23 protein-coding genes are annotated in these 25488 nt (G+C 71.4%); 14 read left to right on the forward strand and 9 right to left on the reverse strand.

The features are described 5' to 3' along the window. Nucleotides 1–91: 91 nt before the first annotated feature. Nucleotides 92–859 carry a (Fe-S)-binding protein gene (locus KGD83_RS12700; RefSeq protein ID WP_212643958.1) on the reverse strand — a complete coding sequence of 256 codons (768 nt, stop codon included), beginning with the start codon at nucleotides 857–859 and terminating at the stop codon, nucleotides 92–94. A gap of 313 nt (nucleotides 860–1172) precedes the next feature. Here KGD83_RS12700 and KGD83_RS12705 point away from each other — a divergent pair, with 313 nt between their 5' ends. Then, complete coding sequence (locus KGD83_RS12705) at nucleotides 1173–1880, forward strand: FadR/GntR family transcriptional regulator (protein WP_212643959.1); 708 nt, start codon at nucleotides 1173–1175, stop codon at nucleotides 1878–1880. 37 nt (nucleotides 1881–1917) lie between these two features. Here the strand turns inward: KGD83_RS12705 and KGD83_RS12710 are convergent, their stop codons facing one another. Beyond that, on the reverse strand, nucleotides 1918–2256 hold the full coding sequence (locus KGD83_RS12710) for a hypothetical protein (protein ID WP_212643960.1): 339 nt from the start codon (nucleotides 2254–2256) through the stop codon (nucleotides 1918–1920). Between the two features lie 166 nt (nucleotides 2257–2422). Between KGD83_RS12710 and KGD83_RS12715 the strand changes: the two genes are divergently transcribed. The 7 genes from KGD83_RS12715 to KGD83_RS12745 all read left to right on the forward strand — a co-directional run bounded on the left by KGD83_RS12715 (nucleotide 2423) and on the right by KGD83_RS12745 (nucleotide 13289). Then, nucleotides 2423–3271, forward strand: coding sequence for an ion transporter (locus KGD83_RS12715; protein WP_212643961.1), 849 nt, complete (start codon nucleotides 2423–2425; stop codon nucleotides 3269–3271). Nucleotides 3272–3456: 185 nt separating this feature from the next. Beyond that, nucleotides 3457–5166, forward strand: a complete 1710-nt coding sequence (gene pgi / locus KGD83_RS12720; RefSeq protein WP_212643962.1) for a glucose-6-phosphate isomerase — start codon at nucleotides 3457–3459, stop codon at nucleotides 5164–5166. A 489-nt stretch (nucleotides 5167–5655) separates the two neighbouring features. After that, nucleotides 5656–7347, forward strand: a complete 1692-nt coding sequence (locus KGD83_RS12725; RefSeq protein ID WP_212643963.1) for an ABC-F family ATP-binding cassette domain-containing protein — start codon at nucleotides 5656–5658, stop codon at nucleotides 7345–7347. Between the two features lie 235 nt (nucleotides 7348–7582). Continuing rightward, nucleotides 7583–8608: an ABC transporter permease gene (locus KGD83_RS12730; RefSeq protein WP_212643964.1), complete on the forward strand. Its 1026-nt coding sequence runs from the start codon at nucleotides 7583–7585 to the stop codon at nucleotides 8606–8608. Nucleotides 8609–8678: 70 nt separating this feature from the next. After that, a complete protein-coding gene (locus KGD83_RS12735) occupies nucleotides 8679–10490 on the forward strand; it encodes an ABC transporter substrate-binding protein (RefSeq protein ID WP_212643965.1) in 1812 nt (603 codons plus the stop codon). Between the two features lie 386 nt (nucleotides 10491–10876). Continuing rightward, a complete protein-coding gene (locus tag KGD83_RS12740) occupies nucleotides 10877–12235 on the forward strand; it encodes a PP2C family protein-serine/threonine phosphatase (protein WP_212643966.1) in 1359 nt (452 codons plus the stop codon). Then, on the forward strand, nucleotides 12225–13289 hold the full coding sequence (locus KGD83_RS12745; protein WP_212643967.1) for a cobalamin B12-binding domain-containing protein: 1065 nt from the start codon (nucleotides 12225–12227) through the stop codon (nucleotides 13287–13289). The genes KGD83_RS12740 and KGD83_RS12745 overlap by 11 nt, the downstream gene beginning before the upstream one ends. Before the next feature lie 59 nt (nucleotides 13290–13348). Here KGD83_RS12745 and KGD83_RS12750 read toward each other — a convergent pair whose 3' ends face one another. Next, entirely contained in the window at nucleotides 13349–13561 is a 213-nt protein-coding gene (locus KGD83_RS12750) for a helix-turn-helix domain-containing protein (protein WP_019608368.1), read from the reverse strand. A gap of 178 nt (nucleotides 13562–13739) precedes the next feature. Beyond that, nucleotides 13740–14192 (reverse strand): ATP-binding protein, encoded by a 453-nt coding sequence (locus tag KGD83_RS12755; protein WP_212643968.1) that lies wholly within the window; start codon nucleotides 14190–14192, stop codon nucleotides 13740–13742. A 295-nt stretch (nucleotides 14193–14487) separates the two neighbouring features. Here KGD83_RS12755 and KGD83_RS12760 point away from each other — a divergent pair, with 295 nt between their 5' ends. The 4 genes from KGD83_RS12760 (at nucleotide 14488) to KGD83_RS12775 (ending at nucleotide 18881) form a co-directional block, all read left to right on the forward strand. Further along, nucleotides 14488–15303, forward strand: coding sequence for a helix-turn-helix domain-containing protein (locus KGD83_RS12760; protein ID WP_212643969.1), 816 nt, complete (start codon nucleotides 14488–14490; stop codon nucleotides 15301–15303). Then, nucleotides 15300–15479, forward strand: coding sequence for a DUF397 domain-containing protein (locus KGD83_RS12765; RefSeq protein WP_071622266.1), 180 nt, complete (start codon nucleotides 15300–15302; stop codon nucleotides 15477–15479). The genes KGD83_RS12760 and KGD83_RS12765 overlap by 4 nt, the downstream gene beginning before the upstream one ends. Nucleotides 15480–15987: 508 nt before the next feature. Continuing rightward, entirely contained in the window at nucleotides 15988–17001 is a 1014-nt protein-coding gene (locus KGD83_RS12770; RefSeq protein ID WP_212643970.1) for an ABC transporter permease, read from the forward strand. A 74-nt stretch (nucleotides 17002–17075) separates the two neighbouring features. After that, nucleotides 17076–18881, forward strand: coding sequence for an ABC transporter ATP-binding protein (locus KGD83_RS12775; protein WP_212643971.1), 1806 nt, complete (start codon nucleotides 17076–17078; stop codon nucleotides 18879–18881). Between the two features lie 59 nt (nucleotides 18882–18940). On the opposite strand, the gene KGD83_RS12780 is transcribed toward KGD83_RS12775, so the two are convergent. Then, a complete protein-coding gene (locus KGD83_RS12780; protein ID WP_212643972.1) occupies nucleotides 18941–19726 on the reverse strand; it encodes a sporulation protein in 786 nt (261 codons plus the stop codon). Nucleotides 19727–19948: 222 nt separating this feature from the next. Further along, entirely contained in the window at nucleotides 19949–20560 is a 612-nt protein-coding gene (locus tag KGD83_RS12785) for a TetR/AcrR family transcriptional regulator (RefSeq protein WP_212643973.1), read from the reverse strand. 145 nt (nucleotides 20561–20705) lie between these two features. Here KGD83_RS12785 and KGD83_RS12790 point away from each other — a divergent pair, with 145 nt between their 5' ends. Both KGD83_RS12790 and KGD83_RS12795 read left to right on the forward strand, forming a co-directional pair. Continuing rightward, nucleotides 20706–21092 (forward strand): hypothetical protein, encoded by a 387-nt coding sequence (locus tag KGD83_RS12790; RefSeq protein WP_212643974.1) that lies wholly within the window; start codon nucleotides 20706–20708, stop codon nucleotides 21090–21092. Between the two features lie 112 nt (nucleotides 21093–21204). Then, nucleotides 21205–21567, forward strand: a complete 363-nt coding sequence (locus KGD83_RS12795) for a GntR family transcriptional regulator (RefSeq protein WP_047872006.1) — start codon at nucleotides 21205–21207, stop codon at nucleotides 21565–21567. Nucleotides 21568–21601: 34 nt separating this feature from the next. Here the strand turns inward: KGD83_RS12795 and KGD83_RS12800 are convergent, their stop codons facing one another. From KGD83_RS12800 to KGD83_RS12810, 3 genes are all read right to left on the reverse strand, one after another. Then, nucleotides 21602–22849 carry an Nramp family divalent metal transporter gene (locus KGD83_RS12800; protein ID WP_212643975.1) on the reverse strand — a complete coding sequence of 416 codons (1248 nt, stop codon included), beginning with the start codon at nucleotides 22847–22849 and terminating at the stop codon, nucleotides 21602–21604. A gap of 143 nt (nucleotides 22850–22992) precedes the next feature. Continuing rightward, a complete protein-coding gene (locus KGD83_RS12805) occupies nucleotides 22993–23352 on the reverse strand; it encodes a hypothetical protein (protein WP_212643976.1) in 360 nt (119 codons plus the stop codon). A gap of 303 nt (nucleotides 23353–23655) precedes the next feature. Then, complete coding sequence (locus KGD83_RS12810; protein WP_212643977.1) at nucleotides 23656–25065, reverse strand: sigma-70 family RNA polymerase sigma factor; 1410 nt, start codon at nucleotides 25063–25065, stop codon at nucleotides 23656–23658. Between the last annotated feature and the right edge of the window lie 423 nt (nucleotides 25066–25488).

Here is a 25488-nt window from a genome sequence, read left to right on the forward strand (position 1 = left end):
TTGTCTCTTTGGACCTCCGCTTCGCTTCGGCCCGTGTTCGGGCGCCCGGAGGACGGGAATCTTCGGTGTCTTCGGCGTATTCGCTCGTTCCTCACGAATCCGCCTCCGCCCCCTCCAGAACCCCGTGGGCGCCCTCCTTCTCGGTGCTGGCCAGGATCTCGGCCAGGTGCGCCACCCTCATCCCCGACCGCTGCCGGGACAGGGTGCCGCCGATGTGCATCAGGCAGGAGTTGTCCACCGCGCACAGCACCTCGGCGCCGGTCTCCACGGCGTGGCGCGCCTTGTCCGCGCCCATGGCCGAGGACACGTCGCCGTTCTTGACCGCGAAGGTGCCGCCGAAGCCGCAGCACTCGGTGGCCCCGGGCAGCTCCACCAGCTCCAGGCCGCGAACGGCGCGCAGCAGCCGGTAGGGGCGGTCGCCCAGGCCCAGCATGCGCAGCCCGTGGCAGGTGGGGTGGTAGGCCACCTTGTGCGGGTAGTAGGCGCCCACGTCCGTCACGCCGAGCACGTCCACCAGGAGCTCGGTGAGGTCGTACACGCGCGGGGCGAGGTCGGCCGCCTTGCGCGACAGGCGGCTCCCGCTCGCGCCCAGCCGCGGGTAGTTGTCGCGGACCATGGCCGCGCAGGAGGCGGAGGGGACCACGACGGCGTCGGCGCCCTCGAAGGTGCGCACGAAGCGCACCGCCAGACGGCTCGCCGAGCGCCGGTAGCCGGTGTTGTAGTGCATCTGCCCGCAGCAGGTCTGGCCTTCGGGGAAGACCACCTCGTGCCCCAGACGCTCCAGGAGGCGCACGACCGCCCGCCCGGTGTCGGGGAACAGTGTGTCGTTGACGCAGGTGATGAACAGCGCGATCCGCATGTGCCTCCTTCGTGCCCCGCCGACCGGCGCGCGCGTGCGGACCCCGCCGGGTCGGCCCACGCGGTGCGCTGCCATGGCGGAACTGCTCGCCACGAGCCTGGGGTGGTCGGACCACTTTCGCACGCTGGGAAGCATCTGGGCAAGGAGGAGGGTAAAAAGGGCGATGCGGGGCGAGGCGATGGAAAATTGGTATGATCTCTTGGCGGCGGTGGTGGTGCGGGTCACGTGCATACCCAGCCCCGATCCCGCTCCCGTCCCGGCCCCGTCGGGCCGACGGACGACCCGGGCCACCGCGCAGACTGGAGGGATTTCCGTGAGCGACTCCGACGCCGGGCGCACCACCGTCACCAGGCGCGCCGCCGACCGGATCAAGGCGATGATCGCCGACGGGCGGGTCGGGCCGGGGGAGCGCCTGCCCACCGAACGCGACCTGTCCGCGCAGCTCGGGGTGTCCCGCAGCTCCATGCGCGAGGCCATCCGCTCCCTGACCACGCTCGGCGTCCTGGAGTCCCGCCACGGCGCGGGCGTCTACGTCACCGCGCTGCGCCCCGCCGACCTGCTGGAGACCTTCTCCGTCCTGGCCGAGGTCTCCCAGGGGCACACCCTCCTGGAGGTCCTCCAGGTGCGGCGCATGCTCGAACCCGCCGCCACCGCCCTGGCCGCCGCGCGCGCCAGCGCCGAGGACCTCGACCGCATCGGCGCCCTGCTGGAGCGCATCGAGGGCGGGGACGACGCCTCCCGCGCCGACACCGTCGCAGCCGACCTGGGCTTCCACCAGGCCATCGTGGCCAGCACCGGCAACGCCACCCTGGCCGCGGTCAACGACGGCCTGTCCTCGCGCACCTTCCACGCCCGCGTGTGGGCGGGGCACCGGGAGGCCGGACTCACCGCCAAGCTGCGCGAGGACCACCTGCGCATCCACGAGGCCCTGGTGGCGCGCGACCCCGACGCCGCCCGGGCCGCAGCGACCGTGCACGTCCTGCGCGTGGAGCGCTGGCTCAGCGCGGACCTGGCCGACTGAGCGCCGCCGCGCCACCCCGTTCCGCCGCTCCCCCAGCTCAGCCGGGACGCCTGCCGCGGTCGCGAACCCTGTCGGCGAACTCCTCGGCCCGCAGCAGCCGCGCCAGGTCCTCGCGCCGACCGGTGGGCGGGCGCTCCCCTTCGGCCTCGGGCGCCTGCTCGGGGATCTCCTGGCCCAGCTCCGCGTCGATGCCCAGGACGTCGTGGTCCTCGATCTCCTCGATCCGGTGGCCCTCCGGGAAGTAGCGCAGGAAGTCGGCCACCGCGGAGTCCTGGTCGGCGGCCCCCACGTCCGTGTCGGCGTCCACGTCGTCGTCGTAGCCGGGGTCCCAGGACCCCGTGTCGAACTCGTCGAAGTCCTCGGTTGACTCTGTCACCGGCGTCCCCCTCACGCTCGGTCCCCCCACTTCGATCATGCCCGCTCCGGCCGGAGGACGCCAGGGGCGGCCACGGGGCGGGGAACGGCGGGTGCGAAACCGGGCAAGGTGACTCACGGTAGGCTTCTGCCGCGCTGTCCGATATGTGAACGGAGCCCCCTCTGTCGTGCGCGAGCGCGTTCGAGCCATCGTCGACGCCCCCTGGTTCCAGGCCTGCGTCATCACCCTCATCCTCGTCAACGCCGTCATTCTCGGCGCGGAGACCTCACCCCGGGTGACGGACTCCTACGGCGGCCTCCTGCGCGCCGTCGACCTGACCATCCTCGCCCTGTTCGTCCTGGAACTGGGGATGCGGATGTACGCCCACCGGCGGGCGTTCTTCCTCGACCCCTGGAGCTGGTTCGACCTGGTGATCGTCGGCATCGCGCTGCTGCCCGCCTCAGGTCCCTTCTCGGTGCTGCGGGTCCTGCGCGTGCTGCGGGTGCTGCGCCTGCTGTCGGTGATCCCGACCCTGCGCCACGTCGTCACGGGCCTGTTCCGGGCCCTGCCCGGCATGATGTCCATCCTGTTCCTGGTGATGCTGCTGCTGTACGTGTCGGCGGTCATGGCCACCGAACTCTTCTCCGACGTCTCGCCGCAGTACTTCGCCGACCTGCCCTCGTCGCTGTTCACCCTGTTCCAGATCGCCACCGCGGACGGCTGGGGCACCATCGCCAAGGACGTGATGGAGCACAAGCCCATGGCGTGGGTGTTCTTCGTGGTCTTCGTGCTGGTGTCCACGCTGGTGGCGCTCAATCTGTTCATCGCCGTGGCCGTGGAGGCCCTGGAGAAGGACGACGAGGAGAACGGCGGCGGTGGCGGGGGCGGCGGCGCCTCGGGCTGGACGGGCGGGGGCCCCGACGGCGGGGGCCCCGACGGGGGACAGGCCGTGATCCTGGCCGAACTGCGTGCGCTGCGCGCGGAGGTGGCCGTGCTGCGGCGGGAGCGCGAGGAGGAGGCCAGCGGCCTGCGCTGACCGGCGTGCCCGGACCGGTGCCGCGCCGGGCGCGAAAGTCCGCGACCGGGCCTGTGGACAACCGCCGCGGGCACGGTTTTTCGTGGGAGGCTTGTGGTCGGAAGCACAGCCGCGCACCGCGGGCGGCGCGCGGACCGAGCACCCGCGCCGTGCCGCCGGAGCGCCGACCGACGAGGAGCCGCCGGATGTCTGCCAGTACACCTCTCCCGCGCGCTGAGGACACCGGAGAACGCGCCCGACTGGGCGTTCCCCTGGACCAGCGGGACGAGTGGACCGCGCTGCGCGAGCACCACGGGCGGTGGGGCTCCACCGACCTTCGCGAGCTGTTCGCCGACGACCCCGGCCGGGCCGAGCGGTACACGCTCGACGTCGGCGACCTGCACGTGGACTACTCCAAGAACCTCGTCACCGACGAGACCCTGCGCCTGCTCGCCGACCTGGCCGGGGCGGCCCGGGTCGCCGACCTGCGCGACGCCATGCTGGGCGGCGAGCACGTCAACCTCACCGAGGACCGCGCCGTCCTGCACACCGCCCTGCGCGCGCCGCGCGGGCAGGTGGTCAGCACCGACGGCCGCGACGTCGTCCCCGAGGTCCAGGAGGTCCTGGACCGGATGGCGGAGTTCGCCGACCGGATCCGCGCCCGGGAGTGGCTCGGCCACACCGGACGGCCGGTGCGCAGGATCGTCAACATCGGCATCGGCGGCTCCGACCTGGGGCCCGCCATGGCCTACGAGGCGCTGCGCCCCTACACCGACCGCGGGCTGGAGTTCCGGTTCGTCTCCAACGTGGACGGCACCGACCTGCACGAGGCGCTGGTGGACGCCGACCCGGCCACGACGCTGTTCGTGGTCGCCTCCAAGACCTTCACCACGATCGAGACCATCACCAACGCCACCGAGGCCCGCACCTGGCTGCTGGACGGGCTGGGTCTCAAGGGCGACGATGACGACGGCGCCATCGCCAGGCACTTCGCCGCCGTCTCCACCAACGACGAGGCGGTGGCCGGGTTCGGTATCGACACCCGCAACATGTTCGGCTTCTGGGACTGGGTGGGCGGCCGCTACTCCTACGACTCCGCCATCGGCCTGTCCCTGATGGTGGCGGTGGGCCCCGAGCGGTTCCGGGAGATGCTCGCCGGGTTCCACCTGATGGACACCCACTTCGCGACCGCTCCCGTCGAGCGCAACCTGCCCTTCCTGCTGGGCCTGCTCGGCGTGTGGTACGGCAACTTCCACGACGCCCAGACCCACGCCGTGCTGCCCTACAGCCACCACATGTCCAAGTTCACCGCCTACCTCCAGCAGCTCGACATGGAGTCCAACGGAAAGTCGGTGCAGCGCGACGGGCGCCCCGTCCACTGGCAGACCGGTCCGGTGGTGTGGGGCACCCCGGGCACCAACGGCCAGCACGCCTACTTCCAGCTGCTGCACCAGGGCACCCGGTTCGTGCCCGCCGACCTCCTCGGCTTCGCCAACCCGGCCCCAGACCTGCCCGAGCACCTGGTGCCCCAGCACGACCTGCTCATGGCCAACCTGTTCGCTCAGGGGCAGGCGCTGGCCTTCGGCCGCACCGCGGAGGAGGTCGCCGCCGAGGGCGTGTCCGCCGACCTGGTCCCGCACCGGACCTTCGAGGGCAACCGGCCCACGACGACCATCCTCGCCGACCGGCTCAGCCCGTCGGTGCTCGGGCAGTTGGTCGCCCTCTACGAACACAAGGTGTTCGTCCAGGGCGCGGTGTGGAACATCAACTCCTTCGACCAGTGGGGCGTGCAACTGGGCAAGGTGCTGGCCAAGCGGGTCGAGCCCGCCCTCACCGAGGGCGCCGACGTGTCCGGCCTGGACGCCTCCACCACTTCCCTGGTGCGGCGCTACCGCTCCATGCGCGGCAGGGACTGACCACGGCGGAGGGGGCGGTCCGACCGGCGGCCCCCGCCGGTCGCACCGCCCCCGGGGCCGGTCCGACCGCACGCTGAGGCGGCCGGTGAGCGGACGCCGGGGAGCGCCCGGCCCGGTTCCGCGACGGCCGACCCGCCCGGTGAGCAGGCACCGGGGGAAGGAGCGGGAGGCCCCTTCCGGGCGCACGGCGCCGCGCGCCCGAGCCGGTCCGCCGCGCGCGGCCGGACACCGCGTAATTCCGTTGCCCGTGCCGCCCCGGCGGGTTAGCCTGGGCGCAACATGCGCATGTGACATCGAGACCGACGACCGCCGAGCGCGCGGGGCTCGCCCACCGTGGCTGGAGCCGGATCCCCGCTCGGCGTGTACCGGCACCGTCCCCGGTGCGGTCTCGATGTCGACGACCTCCGTGTCGTCCCCGGACCGCGCCGCGCAGGCGCACCGGTCCCGCGCATCGAGGCCCACCCCGAAACGAAGGGTGGATCACCCCTTATGACCCTTGGCAACACGACCGGCGCCGCCTCCGCGACCCGCACCGCCCCGACCGGCCCGCCCCTGCTGCGCGCCCGCGACCTCGCCAGGGCCTACGGAGACCACGTGGTGTTCGACGGCGTGGACGTCGACGTCGCCCCCGGCCGACGGCTCGGCCTGGTGGGGGAGAACGGCTCGGGCAAGTCCACCCTCCTACGGCTGCTGGCCGGGGAGGAGGAACCCGACGCCGGGCGGGTGGAACGCCCCGCCGACACCGGATTCCTGTACCAGGAGCTGCCCCACGCCCCGGACACGACCCTGGCCCGGGTGATCGCCGAGGCCCTCGAACCGGCCCGGCGGGTGGAGCGGCGGCTGACCGCCAGCGCTGCGGCGCTGGACGGCTCGCCCGAGGACGACGAAGCCCTGCGGGAGTACTCCGAGGCCCTGGCCGAGGCCGAACTGCTGGAGGTGTGGGACGCCGAGCGCCGTGCCGAACTGGTGGTCGCGGGGCTGGGCTTGGACGGTATCGGCCCGGACCGGCCGGTGGGGCGGATGTCGGGCGGCCAGCGCGGACGCCTGGGCCTGGCGGCCCTGCTCGTCCGCCGCCCGCGCGCCCTGCTGCTGGACGAGCCCACCAACCACCTCGACGACCAGGCGCTGGAGTTCCTGGAGGGGTACCTGCGCGGCCTGCCGGGAGTGGTGGTGCTGGCCAGCCACGACCGGGTGTTCCTGGACGCGGTGTGCACCGGCCTGCTCGACCTGGACCCGGCCGTGGACGGTCCCGTCCACTACGGCGGTGCCTACTCCTTCTACCTCAGGGAGAAACAGCTGGAACGCGAACGCTGGGAGCAGCGCTACCGCGACGAGCAGGACGCCCTCAAGGGCCTGCGCGAGTCGGTGCGCACCACCTCCCGGCAGGTCTCGCACAATCGCGCCCCGAGGGACAACGACAAGATGGGCTACGACTTCCTGGGCGGGCGCGTGGACAAGCAGGTCTCGCGCCGGGTGCGCAACGCCCGGAACAGGTTGGAGGAACTGGAGCGCGACCAGGTGCGCAAACCGCCCAGGCCGCTGGAGTTCAGCGCCTCGCTGACCCGCGACCCGGGCACGGCCGACGGCCACGCGATCACCGTGCGCGACCTGGTCGTGCCGGGCCGGCTGCGCCTGGACCGCCTGGACGTGCCCTCGGACGGGCGCCTGCTGGTCACCGGGCCCAACGGCGCGGGCAAGTCCACGCTGCTGTACGCCCTGGGGCACCGGCTGCGCCCGGCGTCGGGTCGTGTGCTGTGGCGGCGCGGGGCGGCGGTCGCCCTGCTGGAACAGGACGTGGTCTTCCCCGACCCCGAGCGGACCCCGCGTTCGCTCTACGACGGGCTGAACGGAACCCTGCCCGGCGCTCCCCGCCTGACCGACCTGGGCCTGGTCGCACCGCGCGACCTGGACCGGCCGGTGGGCAGGCTCAGCGTGGGGCAGCGGCGACGCCTGGCACTGGCGATGCTGGTGGGACACGCCCCTGACGTGCTCCTGCTGGACGAGCCGACCAACCACCTGTCCCTGGCGCTGGCCGAGGAGCTGGAGGAGGCGCTGGGCACCGCGCCCGGCGCGGTGGTGGTGGCCTCGCACGACCGGTGGCTGCGCCGCAACTGGGCCTGGTCGGAACTGCGGCTGGCCGACGGCGCCGTGGCCGGGCAGAACACGGCCGGACCCGTGTAGCCCTTCCCCGGAGTGGCCGCCGAGGAGGGCGCCGCCGACCCCTGTCGGCCCCTCCTGCCGCTCCCGGGCCGCTCGCCCCGCGCGCGGCCCGGGAACGGCCGGACCGCTCCGGTCACGGCCGCGCCCGACACCGTGCGGGGACACCGGCGCGGAGGCTGGAAACCCCCGCGCCGCTCGTGCAAACTCTTCGTGTTTCCATAGCTACGAAAAGTCATTCCGACTGGCAGGGGTGCACATGTCCGTGCCGATGGACGCACCCGAGTCCTCCCAGCACGCCGACCCCGAGGCGGCGGCCGCCGGAGGACGCGGGTCGGCGAACAGGTCCCTGCGCCAGATCGCCTGGCGGCGCTTCCGCAGGGACCGCCTCGGCATGGCCGGGGGCGTCGTCGTCGTCCTGCTCATCCTGGTCGCGGTCTTCGCGCCCCTGCTCACCTCCTGGTTCGGCTACCCGCCCAACCAGTTCAACCAGGAGCTGATCGACCCGCTCACCGGCGGCGTCCTGCGCGACCCCGCCGACCCCTCCCTGGGGCTCGACCCCTGGGGCGGGATCGGCACCGACCACCTGCTCGGCGTGGAACCCGTCAACGGGCGCGACCTGTTCAGCCGCATCGTCCACGGCGCCCGCACCTCCCTGCTGGTCGCCACGGTCGCCACCCTGGTCTGCGTGGTCATCGGCACCGTCCTGGGCATGGTCGCCGGGTACTTCGGCGGCTGGGTCGACACCGTCATCAGCCGGGCCATGGACATCTTCCTGGCCTTCCCGCTGCTGCTCTTCGCCATCGCCCTGGTCGGCGTCATCCCCGACGGCTCCTTCGGCCTGAGCGGCAACGGCCTGCGCATCGGCGTGCTGGTCTTCATCATCGGGTTCTTCAACTGGCCCTACATCGGCCGCATCGTGCGCGGACAGACCCTGACCCTCCGGGAACGCGAGTTCGTGGAGGCCTCCCGCAGCCTCGGCGCGGGCAGCGCCCACATCGTCTTCCGCGAGATCCTGCCCAACCTCGTCACGCCGATCCTGGTCTACTCCACGCTGCTCATCCCCACCAACATCCTGTTCGAGGCGGCCCTGAGCTTCCTGGGCGTGGGCATCAACCCGCCCATGGCCACCTGGGGCGGCATGCTCGACAACGCCCTGCGCTTCTACACCATCGCGCCGCACTTCGTGCTGATCCCGGGGCTGGCCATCTTCGTCACCGTCCTGGCCTTCAACCTCTTCGGCGACGGGCTGCGCGACGCCTTCGACCCCCGCTCCTCCGACTGACGGGCCGCGCCCGTCGCGTGTCCCGGGCCGGGCACCGGCCCCCACCAGCCAAACCGACCAGGAGGCAAGCTTGAGCACCGACCACCACACGGGCGTGACGCCCTCCCCGCGCCGCGGACACCGGCGGGCCACCGCGACCCTGGCCGCGGGCACGGCCGCGGCGCTGCTGCTGGCCGCCTGCGGGGGCGCGGACGGCGGCGGGGGCGGAGGCGGTCCGGTCGACGCCGAGTTCAACCAGGGCGAGACCGAGGTGGTCAACCCCTCCGAGCAGACCGGCGGAACCCTGCGCTACGCCATCTCCTCGGACTTCGACTCACCCGACCCCGGCAACACCTACTACGCGTTCAGCTGGAACTTCAGCCGCTACTACGCGCGCACCCTGCTCACCTACGTCGGTGCGCCCGGCGAGGAGGGCACCGAACTCCAGCCCGACCTGGCCGCGGCGATGCCCGAGCCCAACGAGGACCTCACCGAGTGGACGGTGCCCATCCAGGAGGGGCTGCGCTACGAGGACGGTTCCGAGATCACCGCTCCCGACATCGAGTACGCCATCGCGCGCAGCAACTTCGGCGCCCAGGCCCTGCCCAACGGACCCAAGTACTTCCAGGACCTGCTGGCCGACAGCGACGACTACGAGGGCCCCTACGCCGACGAGGACGACCCGCTGGCCGGGTTCGACGGGATCGAGACCCCCGACGACCACACCCTGGTCTTCCACCTCAAGGACCCCTTCGCCGAGTTCCCGTACCTGCTCATCCAGCCGCAGACCGCGCCGGTCCCGCCCGAGGCCGACCGCGGCGAGCAGTACCAGAGCCGCGTCGTCTCCTCCGGGCCCTACAAGTTCGACGGCGAGTACCGGCCCGGCGTCTCCCTGAACCTGGTCCGCAACGACCAGTGGGACCCCGCCACCGACCCGACCCGCGAGGCGCTGCCGGACCGGGTCGAAGTGCAGTTGGGAGTGGAGCAGAACGAGATCGACCAGCGCCTGACCAGCGGCGACCTGGACGTGGACCTGGCCGGTGCCGGGGTGGGGCCCGCGATGCGGGGCACCCTGCTCACCGACGAGGCGCGCAAGAACAGCGTGGACAACCCGCAGAGCAACACCCTGCGCTACGTCAACATCAGCACCGTCCTGGAACCCATGGACGACCTGGCCTGCCGCGAGGCGGTCATGTACGCGGCCGACCGCGACGCCCTCCAGCGGGCCTGGGGCGGCGACACCGGCGGCGACATCGCCACACAGATCATGCCCGCGTCGCTGCCGGGGGCCGATCCCGGCATCGACCTGTACCCCTCCCAGGACAACCAGGGCGACCTGGACAAGGCCCGGCAGAAGCTGGAGGAGTGCGGCGAGCCCGACGGGTTCTCCACCTCCATCGGCGTCCGGGCCGACCGCCCCTCCGACGTGAGCACCGCCGAGGCGCTCCAGCAGGCCCTGGCCCGGGTGGGTATCGAGACGCGGATCAAGCAGTACCCCTCGGACACCTACACCAACACCCAGGCCGGGTCGCCGTCCTTCGTGGAGGACAACGACCTGGGCCTGACCGTGTACGGGTGGGCCCCGGACTGGTCGAGCGGCTACGGGTTCATGAGCAAGATCCTGGACGGCGACGCCATCCAGGACGCGGGCAACGCCAACATCTCGGAACTGGACGACGAGCGGATCAACGGCTGGTTCGACGAGGTCGTCACCATGGAGGACCCCGAGGAGCGCGCCTCGATCTACACCCGGATCGACCGGCGGGCGATGGAGCAGGCGGCGATCCTGCCCGCCGTGTTCGAGCGCACGGTGCTCTACCGGCCGCCGAACCTGACCAACGTGTACTACCACTCGGGCTACTCCATGTACGACTACATGGCACTCGGCACCACCCGGGAGTGACGAACAACAGGTGGAGCCCGTGAAGTGCGGGTCGGTGGGCTTCCTCCGCCCCCTGCGGGGCGGTTGCGGGGCGAAACCGCGGCCCACCGGCCCGGAGGTGTGACATGCGGCACCGGAAGGTTGCCAGGTGACAACTTTCGTCTTCCGATCCGTGTGTCCGCTGATCGTGGCGGGTAGCGTGGCATACCGGGCGTCGTCTCCCCGCTGTCGGTGGCCCTTCCCGTTCTCGGTGTGCTCCGCGCCAGCGGTGGTCCGACGCCCCGCGGCACCCGTCTGCGCCGCCCACGCCCGCGCGTGCAGCGCGCGTGCGCGATCGCGCACGGCGGAGCCGCCCGTACGGCCCGGCGCGGGCCGTGCGCCGCTACGCGTGGGGGAGTGGAACACCAGTGCTTGCTTCGGGGACCAGCGACCGCGCTCCGTTGGAGGACGACGGGGCCGGACCGGTCGGGGGGCGACGGGCCCGTGCGGTCCCGGCCTCCGCCGCGGTCGCCAGGCTCCGCCACGCCGCCCGCGAGCTGGGCAACATCCTGCATCCGGTCCGCCTCGTGGAGCAGACGGTGCGCTTCCCGGTACCGGAGGCGGCCCAGACGTGCGTGCTCTTCCTCGCCCAGCCCGACGGCTCGGTGCGCTGGACCGCGGCGTTCACCTCCGAGGGCGGCCGCCGCCGCGTCGGAACCGGTGAGGGCGTCTGGGACCGCGGCACGGTGGACGGCGCCGCCTGGCTGAAGGAGGTCGTGGACGGGGCGCGCACGGTGGCCGAGCCCACCCCCGGAGACCCCGTCGAGAAGCTCCTCCTGGAACTGGCCGGACACGGCGGCGCCCGGGGCGCGCTGTGCGCCGTGGCCGTCCCCGGCCTGTCCGGAGCCGCCGGAGCGCTGCTGTTCCACCGCACCCGGGGGTACTTCGACGCGGCGGACACCGAGGCGCTCACCGAGTACGCCGAACGCGTCGGCTCGGCCCTGAGCGCCGCCCACATGTACCAGTACCAGGCCCGCACCGCCTCCACCCTCAAGGCCGCGCTGGTCCCTGCGCCCCTGCCCGGCGTCGCGCACGCCGTGCTGGGCGCGGCCTTCCGCTCCGCCGTCGAGGCCGAGCGCATCGGCGGCGACTTCTACCAGGTCAACGAGCTGGAGGAGGGCTTCGACTTCTCCTTCGGGGACGTGTGCGGCAAGGGCAACGACGCCGCCCTCCTGACCGGGATGATCCGCCAGTCCCTGGAGGCGCTGCGGCTGGTCGAACAGGACCCCCGGCGGCTACTGGAGCTGCTCAACGTCCTGCTGTTGCGCACCGACCCCGAGAAGTTCAGCACCATGCTCCTCGGACTCGCCAGCCCCCTGCCCGACGGCGGGCTGCGCGTCCGCGCCGCCGGGGGAGGCCATCCGCCCCCGCTCGTCGTGGGTGTGGACGGCACTGTCCGGGAGGTGTCCATCGGGGGCCTGTTCGTGGGCGCGGTGGAGGAGGCCGTCTTCCGGGAGACGGAGTTCACCCTGGCCCCCGGCGAGACGATGGTCGTCTTCAGCGACGGGGTCACCGAGGCGCGCAACCCCCTGCTGGGCGGGGAGATGCTCGGCGAGGAACGCCTGGCCCGGCTGCTCTCCGAGTGCGGGGGCATGCCCGCCCCGGCCGTCTCGGACCGGATCGTACAGGTGGTCGGCGACTGGCTCGACGGAGGGGAGCACGACGACATCACGGTGCTCACCGTGCAGGCCCGCGCCACCCGGGGGGGTGTCCCCGGTGACCGCTGACCACGGCACCCTTCCGGACGCGGTCGCCCCCGTGTCGCCCGCCGTCGTCGCCGACGACTTCTTCGCGCGCGTGCGCGACATCGACGACGCGGGGGCCCTGGCCGTGGTGCGGGAGGCGCTGGCGGCCGGGGTCGACCACGAGTCACTGGTCCTGGACGTGATCGCGGTGTCCCAGATGCGCGTGGGCATGATGTGGCAGGCCAACGAACTCTCGGTGGCCCGGGAGCACGCCGCCACCCACATCGGTGAACTCGCCCTGGGCCTGGTCCTCGAACACGGCCTGGCTCGCGTCGCCGGGGCACGCCCCCTGGGCTCGGTGGTGGTGGCCTGCGTCGAGGGGGAGTGGCACGGCCTGCCCGCGCGGCTGCTCGGGGACGTGCTGCGCCTGCGCGGCTGGAGGGTCACCTTCCTCGGGGCGAGCGTGCCCGCCCACCACCTGACCCTGCACCTTCAGGAGACCGCGCCCGACGTGGTGGCGCTGAGCTGTTCTCTGCCCTCGCACCTGGTCAACGCCCACGCCATGATCACCGCCGCCGCGCGCACCGGGGTCCCCGTCATCGCCGGGGGGCGCGGCTTCGGGCCGGACTCCTCCCTCGCGCTCCGGCTGGGCGCGAGCCTGTGGGCGGCCGACGCCCGCTCCGCCGCCGACCTGCTGGAACGGCGCATGCCCTTGTCGTCCCCGCGGCCCAGGGAGGAGGCGCTGACCCCGGCCGCCGAGTACGCGAGCCTGGTGCAGCGCCGCCGCGACCTGGTGCGGACCGGCGTGGAGCACGCGCGCGCCCTCTACGAGGCCCGGGGCGCCAGCCTGGAGGGCGCGGACCTGGACCGGACGGTCGAGGACCTGGGGCACATCATCGACTTCCTGCTGACGTCGCTGTACGTGGGCGACGGTGCGGTCTTCACCCGCTTCCTGGCGTGGACCCGGGGTGTGCTGGAGGTGCGCGGGGTTCCGGCGGTGGGGGTGGCCCGCGTCCTGGAACTCCTCGAAGAGGAGCTGTTCGACTACCCCGAGACGTGCGCGGCGCTGCGCGCGGGGCGGGCCGTGCTCGGCTGAGGTGTCCGCCTGGGCGGACACCTCAGCCGCCGTACCAGCGTCACCAGCGTCGTACCAGATCAGGGGGAGGTCGGGGGGTCTGGTTGGTTGAGGAGGGTGGCGATGTGTTCTTTGGGGTAGCGGCGGGCTCCGCCGGGGGTGCGGAAGGGTTTGAGGACGTTGTCCCATTGGCCTCGGTGGAGGCTGCGGGGGCGGATGTTGAAGAGGGCGGCGACTTCGCTGGGTGTGAGGACGTCGGGTCGGCCGTCGAGGAGGTAGCTGTAGTCGGGCATGAGGGGCTTTCCGTGTCCGGTGTGGTGTGAGTGGTCGATCGGGTGGCCCCGCCTCCCGGGGAAGGGGAGGGCGGGGCTTCGGGCTGGTGTTGAGGTCACCGGCCCGTCCGCACCGGCCCGGGGGACAGATCGGGTGGCGCGGAGCACGGAGCGCTGAGCGCTCATAGGGATGCGTAGGTCACCAGGGGAAGACGGCGCGGACGGTGATCGCGCCGCAGGAGTGCTGTTTCCAGTCCCAGTAGGAGCACAGGGCTTCGACCAGGCGCAGACCGTTGCCGCTGGGGCGCAGGGGTTCGAGGTCGGGCACGCTCGGGAACATGGGTTCCTCGCCGGGGCGGGGGCCGTTGTCGGTGACGCGGAGTTCGAGGTGGCGTGAGGTGCGTTCGATCTCGACGCGGATGCTGCCGCCGGGAAGTCCGGACGCCGAGTGACGCAGGGCGTTCGTGGTCATCTCGGAGACGGCGATGCCGACGGGTTCGGCCAGGCTCGGCCTGGAGCGGGTGGCCTGGGCGGTCCAGCGGCGGGCGATCCTGACGTGGCCGAGTTCGGGGCCGAGCAGAATGCCTGATTTGGTGGCGGTTCCGCACAGTCGGCGTGGAAGCGTCGGGACCTGGACGATAGGCTTGTTCATGTCTCACCTCGGGCTATTCGGGGTGGGGCACTCTGCCTCGGCGGTCGCTCTCCACTTCGGCCGCCGAGGCTTTTTTGTGCCTGGATGTAGGGCCTTCCCGTCCGCATGTGAGTACGGGACGGCGTCTGGCTCCCACTCGGTAAAGAGTGGGGTGTTCAACCGAGTGACATGTTTGCGCCGCTCGGTAGTGACACCCTGCCTGAGCTGCTAACTCATGGTCCAGAGGCGTGTCATTTTTGGCGCAGGATTGCAGTAACCACAACATGCAGCTTTCCACTTGTGGTTTCCTGTGGTCATGGCGAAGAAAAAGCTAGTCAATGAAGCCGCTGCCGCCCTTTTTGCGCATGAAATTCACCTCAAGCGCTCTGAGTCCGGATTGTCGCAGAAGGACTTTGGGGCCTTGCTAGGGGTCTCCGGGCAGCAGGTCGGCGCCGTGGAACGCCAAGAACGCGACCCCACCGAGCAGTTCGCGAGGCTCCTGGATGAACGCCTGGGGATGAACGGTCATTTTAAGGATCTCTGGGCGACAACCAAGCTTCTCGGTCACCGCCGGTCACTCCCCAAGTACGTTGAAATGGAACGCCGGGCTTCCAGCATCCGCCAGTTTCACCCGCAGCTTGTGCCTGCCCTGCTCCAAACCGAGGACTACGCGCGTACTGTCCTCCAGGCAGGGTTTCCACCGAAACCACATGCTGAGGTCGAGGAGCTGTTGCAGGCCAGAATGAGGCGGCAGGAGATCCTTGATAGGCAGCAGCCACCTCTCGTGCAGTACGTGATTGACGAGGCGGTACTGTCGCGTCTCGTTGGCAGCGAGGCAGTCATGAGAGCGCAGTGGGCTCAGATCATCGAACGGTCCGACCAGCCGTTCACCACGATTCAGGTGATCCCCTACGATCAGGGGGCATACGCTGCGATGGAGGGAGCGTTCACCGTCCTCGGCTTGTCTCCAGTGGAGTCGGTGATGTACTTGGAAAACGCGGAAGGCGGCCAGGTGTACAGCGACCCTCAAACCGTGGCGAACGCTACGGGTCGGTTCAACTCGCTGATGGCTGTCGCGCTTTCCCCTACTGCCAGCAGGGATTACGTGGTGAAGGGAAGGAACTTGTCGTGAACACAGTAGACGGCTACCGCAAGTCCTCTTACAGCGGCCACTCAGGTGAGTGTGTGGAGGTCAAGGAGAGCCCGGAGGTGGTGCTCGTCCGTGACACCCAGAACCGCGAGTTGGGTCCTGTTGGGTTCACAGCCCATGCGTGGAGCGCCCTAATCGGCACTCTCGCCGCGCAGTAGATCACGAGGCATGTGAATCGGCCCCCGCCCAGTCCTAGTGGGCGGGGGCCGATCCTATTTGTTCACACCTGATGAGGCTACCCCGCAGCGGCGGCCGTGCCCATAGGCCGAAGGACCCCTGCCGGGGCGTCCGCCCACAGCCGCGTTCCCTCCTGGTCCACGGTCACGCCGAGCCGGTCGCGGCCCGGATTCCCATACCGCGTCCACTCCTCCCATGCGGCGCCGATCTCCGACCACAGGTCCCGGGGCCCAGCCCGCTTCGTGGTGTAGGAGCCACCGGCCGGAACGTATTCTCCGAGCGCCGACGGCCCGTCCGGGGCAGTGCATCAGTCAAGGGCGGAAGGTGACCGACTCGGTCGATCCGTGATCCCCAGCGCCACGGAAGGCGCGCATAGGGCGATTGAACGCGACCAGACGATCACAGTGAGTTACTGTCTGCTTGCGGGCGGGTACCGTTCGCGGACCCGTCCCGCCCCCGCCCCGGCCCCGACGACAGAGAGCACGCGCGTTGCTGACCTACATCCTGCGCCGCCTGGGCGCCGGACTCCTGCTCCTGGCCGTGGTCACCATGGTCACCTTCGCCATCTTCTACGTGGTGCCCCGGTGGGCGGGGCGCACCGTCGAGCAGCTGGCGACGATGTACGTGGGCCGCGCCCCCACCCCCGAGGCCATCCAGGCCACCATCGACCGCCTGGGCCTGGACCGGCCCGTCGCCGTGCAGTTCGGGGAGTTCGTCCGGGGCCTCTTCCTGGGCGCGGAGTACCGCTTCGGCAACGACACGATCGAGTGCGCGGCTCCGTGTCTGGGCTACTCCTTCCAGACCTACCAGGAGGTCTTCCCCGAGATCGTGGCGCGGCTGCCGGTGACGGCCTCACTGGCCCTCGGCGCGGGGGTGATCTGGCTGGTGGGCGGCATTCTGGTCGGCGTTGTCTCCGCGGTGTGGAAGGGCAGCCTGTTCGACCGGCTGGCGATGGCCGTCGCCCTGGCGGGGGTGTCGCTGCCGATCTTCTTCACCGGCCTGCTGTCCCTGGCCTTCCTCGTGCACGCCTGGGGGCTGTTCGGCACGCCGGGCTACGTCCCCTTCGGCGAGGACCCGTCCAGGTGGGCGCAGGGACTGCTGCTGCCGTGGCTGACGCTGGCCTTCCTGCACGCGGCCATGTACGCCCGCCAGACGCGCGCGGGCATGCTGGAGACCCTGGGCGAGGACTACATCCGCACCGCCCGGGCCAAAGGGCTGAGCGAGCGCCGCGTGGTGCTCAAGCACGCGCTGCGCCCCACGCTCACGCCCATCGTGACCATCTTCGGCCTGGACCTGGGGCTCGTGCTGGGCGGCGCGGTCCTGACCGAGCAGGTCTTCTCCCTGAACGGGATCGGCCGGTACGCCGTCACCGCCATCATGCAGAGCGACCTGCCGGTGATCCTGGGCGTGACGCTGTTCGGCGCTTTCTTCATCGTGCTCTGCAACCTGGTGGTGGACCTGCTCTACCCGCTGATCGACCCGCGCGTGCGCATCCACGGATAACCGTGCCGGGCGCACGTGCGCGCGGAACACGATCCGGGCCGCCCGTGCCCGGGGAACGGAAGGGAAGGGGTCGTGTGAGCGAGTCCGCGGCGTCGGGGCCGGTCGTGCGGGTGGAGGACCTGCGGGTGGTGTTCCCGACCATGGACGGCGACGTCCGGGCGGTGGACGGTCTGTCCTTCGCCGTGCCCGTTGGGGGAGCGCTGGGCATCGTGGGCGAGTCGGGCTCGGGCAAGAGCGTGACCTCGCTGGCCCTCATGGGCCTGCACCGGGGCAGCCGGGCGCGGATCACCGGGGAGGTCGAGGTGGCGGGCACCGACGTGGTCGGCGCCCCGGACAAGAGGCTGCGGCGGATGCGCGGCAACGACATCGCCATGGTCTTCCAGGACCCCATGCAGTCGCTGCACCCCCAGTTCACCGTCGGCAACCAGCTGGTGGAGGCGCTGCGCGTGCACCGGTCCGGGGTGTCGCGGTCCCGGGCCCGCGAGCGCGCGGTGGAGTCGCTGGAGCGGGTGGGCATCCCCGAGCCCGGCAGGCGGATCAACTCCTACCCGCACGAGTTCTCCGGCGGTATGCGCCAGCGCGTGCTGATCGCGATGGGTCTGATGTGCGAGCCCAAGGTGCTGCTGGCCGACGAGCCGACGACGGCGCTGGACGTGACGGTGCAGGCGCAGATCCTGGACCTGCTGGACGAGCTGCGCCGCGACCTGGGCATGGCGCTGATCCTGGTCTCGCACGACCTGGCGGTGGTGGCGGGTTCGGTGGACGAGGTCGTGGTCATGCGCCACGGCGTCGCGGTCGAGCGCGGCGACGTGCGCGAGGTCCTGTCCGAGCCCGAGCACCCCTACACCCAGGGGCTCCTGGACGCGGTGCCGCGCGTGGAGGTCTCCCGGGCCCATCGGCGGGCGCGCGACCGGGCCGAGCGCGGCCAGCGGCAGGACCAGGAGAAGCGCCGCAGGTCGGGATCGGCCGCGGCGGGCGAGGCGGGGCGCAAGGGGCCGGACGAGGTCTTCCGGCCCTTCATCCCCGAGCCGAAGGAGGAGCGGGGCGAGCCCCTGCTGCGGGTGGAGGATCTGGCGCAGCGGTTCAGGGTGCGCGGCGGTATGTGGGGCAAGGCCACGGATTTCTGGGCGGTCAAGGGGGTCTCCTTCGACCTGCACCGCGGTGAGACGCTGGGGGTCGTGGGGGAGTCGGGGTCGGGTAAGTCGACGTTGTCGCGGATGGTGATGCGTCTGCTGGAGCCCACGCGGGGCCGGGTGGAGTTCGAGGGCCGCGACATCACCCATATGCCCGAGCGGGCGCTGCGCCCGTTGCGCCGGGACGTGCAGATGGTCTTCCAGAACCCCTATTCCTCGCTCAACCCGCGGGTGACGGTGGGGGACGCGATCGGGACCGCGTTGCGGGTGCAGGGGGAGAGGGACGCCAAGAAGGTGCGCCGCCAGGTGCAGGAGCTGTTGGAGCGGGTGGGGTTGGAGCCCGATCACTACAACCGGTTCCCGCACGCGTTCTCGGGTGGGCAGCGTCAGCGGATCGCGATCGCGCGGGCGCTGATCCTCAAGCCGAAGCTGATCATCTGCGACGAGCCGGTGTCGGCGTTGGACGTGTCCACGCAGGACCAGGTGCTGCGGTTGCTGTCGGAGTTGCAGGACGACTTCGGGTTGACCTACATCTTCGTGGCCCATGATCTGGCGGTGGTGCGTCAGGTCAGTGACCGGGTCGCGGTGATGCGTGCGGGTGAGGTGGTGGAGATGGGGGACAGCGACGCGGTGTACGAGAATCCCGCCAGCGACTACACCCGCCAGCTGTTGACGGCCGCTCCGGTCCTGGACCCCGACGAGGCCCGCCGCCTGCGCGCGGAGCGCGCCCGCCAGCGGACCGGGTGAACCGCGGGCCGACGGCGCCGCGGGTCCCGGGGACGCCCGTCCCCGGGACCCCGCCGGGATCAGAACATGCTGCGCTTGCCCGCCAGCGAGTCGATCCACTGGTGCAGGTGGCCCGACCAGTCGCGCCCGGCGCCCTCGTTGTGGTCCACGCTGAAGCGGTGGAAGGTGTCGCGGCTCTCGGAGAAGAGCAGACCCGGCTTCTTGTCCAGCTCCAGCACCACGTCCATGCCGCGTTCGTCGGTGACCAGCGACAGCTCCAGCTCGTTCAGGCCCCGGTAGCGGCTGGGCGAGAAGAACTCGATCTCCTGGTAGAAGGGCAGCTGCTGGCGGGTGCGCAGGATGCGGCCCTGCTCCAGGTCGGCCTGCTTGAAGGAGAAGCCGAGGGAGGCCAGCGAGTCCAGCACGGCCAGCTGGGAGGGGAGCGGCTCCACGGCCACCGGGTCCAGGTCGCCGGGGTCGACCGCGCCCGCCACGTGCAGGCGCGTGTTCACACCGACGTTCATGCGGTGCAGGTGGCGGCCCCGGTGGACGGTGACGGGGGTCTCCCAGGGCACGAACAGCTCGAAGGGCACCTCGAAGCGCTGGCCGGGGGCCAGGGTCACGCCGCCGCCGATCTGGACGCGGTGGAACTCCAGGTCGCGGGTGCTCTCGTGGTCGCCGCTCTCGACCTCGACCCGGGCCTGGAGGCCGACGGTGAGCCGCTCGACCCGCTGCTCGACGTCGCCGCCCTCGATGACGACGGTGCCCCGCAGGGCCCCGCCCGGGGTGGTCACGGAGGAGTGCAGGGTGGTTTCCACCGAGGCCCCGCCGAACCCGATACCGGCGAGCAGACGCTTGAGAACCATGGATGACCTTTCTGTACCGCCCCGCGCCGGGAGGAGGGGCGGGGTCGGGGGCTGTCTTCTGGTAACGACGCCGGGAGAACGCACTCGGTTCCCGGACCGGGGCACCCGTTTCGCCCGGCGGGGCCCGGGAGCAGGGCACACCGGCGGGTCCCGCCCCTTGGGTCCGGGGCGGGGAGGCCGGGGCAACGGAGACCGATCACGCCGGGGCCCGCCCGGGCGCTGCTAGGAGGTGAGTCCGCGCAGCAGGGCGCGCAGCCCGTGCCGGAAGCGCGCCAGGGACTCGGCGGAGTCGGGTGCGTCCTCCTCGTCCTGGTGGCGGACCTGGTGCACGACCGCGCCCACGCAGTAGGAGTGCAGGGCGTCGGCGGCGCGCTCCAAGTCCTCGCCCTCCAGCCCCGCCTCGGCGAGGGCGTCGTGGACCAGTGCCCGGGTGGCGTCGCCGCTCGGCGTGCGCGGGGCGCGGTGGACCAGCAGGGAGAGCGCCCCGGAGAACTCCAGCAGCCGGTCCCGGTAGGCCTCGGCCCACTCGGTGAGGCGCACGTCCCAGGGCCGGGTGTCCTCCTCGGGCTCCTGCGCCCCCTCCGCGTCATCCGGCTCCGCTTCGTCGTCGAGGGGGACGGTGCCGGTGGCCGCGGGGGAGGTGACGTAGGCGGCGATGGCGTTGAACAGCTGCTCCTTGCCCAGGGGGAAGTGGTGGTAGATGGCCATGGCCTCCACCTCCAGCGCGTCGCCGAGGCGGCGCATGGACAGGCCGCCGAGCCCGCGGCCAGCGATGATGTGGAGCGCTTCGAGGATGATGCGCTCGCGGCTGAGTCCGGCGTAGTTCCTGCTCACGGTGGTCCTTTCGGGGGTGTGCGCCGTAAAGGTGGCAGATCGCGGGCCGCGCGGCCACCACCGACGCGCGGCCCGGCTCGCCAGATGATATTGGTCACCTCTAGAGTGGCCCCGTCCGACGTTACGCGTGGTCTGGAGCACACACATGGGACTTGCCAAGCAGAGCACGGCTCAGGCGCGGGAGAGCCTGGCCTCCGACCGGGAGCGCGCTGAGCGCCTGCCCGCACTCCTGCGCGCGGTGGCCGAGGCGCAGGAGGCGCTGGAGCGGGCCCGCACCCAGAACGCGCCCGTGGAGGAGCTGAACCAGCGGGGCGTGGACCTGGACGCGGCGCTGACCGAGGCGATGCGTGCGGCTTATGCCCGGGAACGCACCCTGGTGGGACCCAAGGGGTACGAGGACCGGATCTACCGGCGCAAGCGGCTGGCCCGCCCGCAGGTGCGCGAGGCCACCCGGATCGCCGAACGCCTGCTCACCGCCCGGGAGGCCCACCGCCTGCACGGAATCCAGCGGGTGCCGCGCCAGGCGGTCTGACACCGGCGGACCCGGCCCGCAACCTGGGGTCGGTACACGCACGGTAACTTGGTGTCCGGTCCGGTCCGAGGCCGGACACCGCAGCAGGCGACGGTGGGGAGCGCAGTGGCACATGGCGGATTTCATCCGTGTCGATCCGACGTCGAGGGTCCCGCCCTACGAGCAGATCAGGTCGATCGTGGCCATCGCGGTCGCCAACGGTGAACTCCCGGTGGGCTACCGGCTGCCCACGGTGCGCGCGCTGGCGGGTCAGCTGTCGGTGGCGGTGAACACCGTGGCCCGCGCCTACCGGGAACTGGAACAGGCCGGTGTGGTCGAGACGCGCGGCCGCTCGGGGACGTTCGTCGCGGCGGGCCGCGACGACCAGCGCGCCGAGGCGCTGGCCGCCGCCCGGGCCTACGCCGAGGTGATCTCCCGGGTCGGGCTGGACCACGACGAGGCGGTGGAGATACTGCGCGCGGCGCTGCGGGGCTGAGGCCGCCCCGCGCGCCGCCGCGCCGCCCGGCGGTTCAGGCCCCGGCGACGATCCCGTAGAGCTCGTAGACGCACAGCACCACGAACAGCGATCCGGCCAGTGCCAGGCCCGCGTTGCTGACCCAGCCGTTGCGCCACTCGCGGGGGGTGCGCGAGGAGTTGAGCAGCCACATCAGGGTGAAGGCCAGGAACGGCATGAAGAAGGCGCCCAGCACCCCGTAGGCGATGACCAGCTGGAAGGGCTTGCCGATCAGCAGGAGCAGCATCGGCGGGAAGGTCAGCCAGAGCACGTAGCCGCGGAAGGCCCAGCTCTTCTGGTTCTCCCCCGGGTCGGTGTTGGTCCTGCCCCGCAGGTGGTTCACGAAGTCGGCGAACAGCAGGCTCACGCCGTTCCACACGCCGATGATGGAGGAGTAGGCGGCGGCGAAGAAGCCGACGAGGAAGGCCGTCGCCACGAACCCGCCGAAGCGCTCGCGCAGGACGTCGCCCAGCTGGATCAGGCCTTGGTCGCCCTGGTCCAGCGCGATGCCGCTCGCGTAGAGCAGTTCGGCGCCGACGATGAGCATCGCGATGACGAAGACGCCGGTGGTGACGTAGGCGACGCGGTTGTCCAGCCGCATCATCCGCATCCAGGAGGAGTCCCGCCAGCCCTTGGAGTTGACCCAGTAGCCGTAGGCCGCCATGGTGATGGTGCCGCCGACGCCGCCGACCAGGCCCATGGTGTAGAACACCGAGCCCTCGGGGAGCATCGGGACCAGCCCCAGGAGCGTCTGGCCGATGTCGGGGACGACGTAGACGGCCAGGCCGACCACTGTGACGAACATGACGCCCACGAGCACCGTCATGATCTTCTCGAACACCGCGTAGCGGTTGAACCAGACGATGACCAGGCCGGAGACCCCGGCCAGGATCGCCCACACCTCCAGCGGCACGCCCGGCACCAGCGCGGCCAGGGGCAGGGCCGTGGCCGACATGGCGCTGGCGCCGTAGACGAAGCCCCAGATCACGATGTAGGGCGCGAAGTAGACGGTGGTCCACTTACCCAGGCTGCTCCAGCCGGCGAAGATGGTGGTCCCCGTGGCCAGGTGCCAGCGTCCGGTGGCCTCGGCCAGGGAGATCTTGACCAGGCAGCCGACGATGGTGGCCCACAGCAGGGCGTAGCCGAACTGGTTGCCCGCGATCAGCGTGGCGACCATGTCGCCCGCGCCCACGCCGGTGGCCGCGACGACGATGCCCGGACCGATCTGTTTCCACGTCGTCCTGCGTTGCTCGATGGCTGCCATCGTGTCCTTCCCCCTGGTGGGACCGGTCTGGTCCGTGGTGGGCACGACTGTAGGGGTTCGGACACAAGGTGCATACGGGCAGCTAAGCGACGGAGGTGATCCGTGGCGGAATCGATATGTTCCGGATCACGTCCGGTGCCCGGTCAACGGCGCAGGCCCACGACCGAGACGACGTAGAACAGGATCAGCCCGAGCCAGACCAGCGGCAGCGCCGCCGGGCTGCCCACCGCCGCGGTGATCGTGGAGACCGGGATGCTCACGCCCAGGCACACCAGGGAGAGCACGAAGCGCACGGTGTTGGAGGGAAGGCCCGTCTTGGCCGTCTCCGTGAGCGCCTGCGCGGCCAGGTGGTGGCGCACGCGGGCCTCGACGGTGCCGTCGATGCGTTCGACCAGGGAGGCGGCCACGGCCTCGTCGTACTCGGGGCCGAGTTCGCGGCTGGCGCGCAGCGCGGCGGAGATCTCGTCGCTGTGGCGCTGGGGGTGATCGCTCATGGTCACCATCGTCGCACCGCGGTGTCCGCGGCGTGCCGGAACGGACGCGATACCGGGGACGAACCAGGGTTCGCCCTGAGGGTTTCGGACACGGCGCGGGGCCGCCCCCCCGTGGGGGAGCGGCCCCGTGTCGCCCGTCGTGCCGGGCCCTAGGTCGTGTTCCTTGGAGCGTTTCGGGCCAGCGACCACCGGGCTGCCTCTCGCCGCGCCGGCTTCACTTGAAAAGCCAACCAGGCTGACCTGCGCGAAACGCCTTGCGAGAGATTGCCCGGACGGTCGCTCGCTGATCCGAAAGCCTCCGCGGAACACTCCCTAACTGGCGAAGTCCAGAAGCTGCTGGGCGCGGCTGGGGTGGCGCAGCTTGGACAGCGACTGCTTCTCCAGCTGGCGGATGCGCTCGCGGGTCAGCCCCAGGTGCTTGCCGATCTCGTCCAGGGTGCGCGGACGGCCGTCCATGAGGCCGAAGCGCAGGGACATGATGGTGGCCTCGCGCGGCTCCAGGTCCGACAGCGCGTTGCGCAGCTGGTCTGCCATGAGCTGGCGGTCCACCACCTCGGAGGCCTCCGAGGCGTCCACGTCCTCGATCAGGTCGCCGATGCGGGTCTCGCCGTCCTCGCCGATGGTGGAGTCCAGGCTGATGGGCTGGCGGGTGACCCGCAGCAGCTCCTCGATCTGGGCCGGGGTCTTGTCCAGCTCCAGGCCCAGCTCCTCCGGCGTGGGCTCGCGGCCCAGCGCCTGGTGCATGTCGCGCTCCAGGCGGCTGACCTTGCTCAGCAGCTCCAGGACGTGCACGGGCAGGCGGATGGTGCGCGCGGAGTCGGCGAAACCTCGCTGGATGGCCTGGCGGATCCACCACATGGCGTAGGTGGAGAACTTGAAGCCCTTGGTGTAGTCGAACTTCTCCACGGCGCGGATCAGGCCGAGGTTGCCCTCCTGGACCACGTCGAGCAGCGACATACCCCGGTCGCTGTACTTCTTGGCCACGGACACCACCAGGCGCAGGTTGGCCTCCAGCATGTGGGACTTGGCCTTGCGGCCGTCCTCGGCCACCCACTCCAGCTCTTCGACCTCGACCTCGGCCAGCGGGGCGGAGCCGTCCACCTCGCCGTGCAGGCCGAGCCGGTACTCGGCGTAGAGCCCGGCCTCGACCCGCTTGGCCAGGTCGACCTCCTGCTCCGCGGTGAGGAGCTGGCGTCGGCCGATGGCCTTGAGGTAGGTGTGGACCGAGTCGCCCATGGCGGGGGACTGGTCGTCGAGGTCGGCCTCGCCGGTTTCCGCTTCGGTGGTGGTGGTCTGGGCGGGCTCGGCCTTCTTGACGCGCCGTGTGGAGCGGGTCTTCCTCCTGGGGGAGGGGCCCTTGCGCGGCGCGGTCTTGCCTTCGGCCCTGGGTGCCTCGTCGGTGTCGGGCACCGTGGCGATGAGAGTGTCTTCCAGCACGTCGTCCTCGGCGTCGGGATCGGCCACCGGTGCGGAGTCGTCGCCCCCGTTGGCGAGCCTGACCCCGTTCTCGGTGAGTTCACGCAGGATGGAACGGCCGTCGCCGGTGGAGACGGCGGCCGCGGTGAAAGCGGCACGCAGTTCGGAGAGGGACAGGTACCCCTGGGCGCGTCCGCGGTCGAGCAGGTCGGTCAGGACCGCGTCGGCGGACGCGTCGTCGCTGCGAGCGGTGTCAGCGGGGGCTCCGGCGGTGGGTGCCGGAGCGGCTGGGGCAGTGCTCGTCATCGGGGCACCTCCCTCCCTTCCAAGACGTGTGGCACGCGGCGGACGGTTCCCGCCGGCTGGACGCGCCAATATGTCCAACGTGTTGGGGAGTCAAATGTTCCCTGTCTCGATTGGATATCAGCCGAAGTGGCGTAGATCACTGCGGCGGAAGTGGCCAAACGCTGTAGGGAGCGGGTAAAGGAGCGTGCCCGGAACCGTTGCGGGCGGGGAAGGGGGGCCGGTTGGGGGGAGAGCGCAGGGGCACGAACGTGTGGGCCGAGGGCTGTCACCAACTGCGGACCTCCTTGGGAGAGGGGCCGAGGGGCCGGATTACTCAGGTAGACGTCGGAGCGCCCGGGGAAGTTCCCCGCCTTTTGTCCGACACGTCCGTGACCGTCCGCTCCGCGCTGAGCGGACGGACCGTCCGGCCCCGGGCCGTCACTG

Origin of the sequence: Nocardiopsis akebiae (assembly GCF_018316795.1) — a bacterium.
GTDB lineage: Bacteria > Actinomycetota > Actinomycetes > Streptosporangiales > Streptosporangiaceae > Nocardiopsis > Nocardiopsis dassonvillei.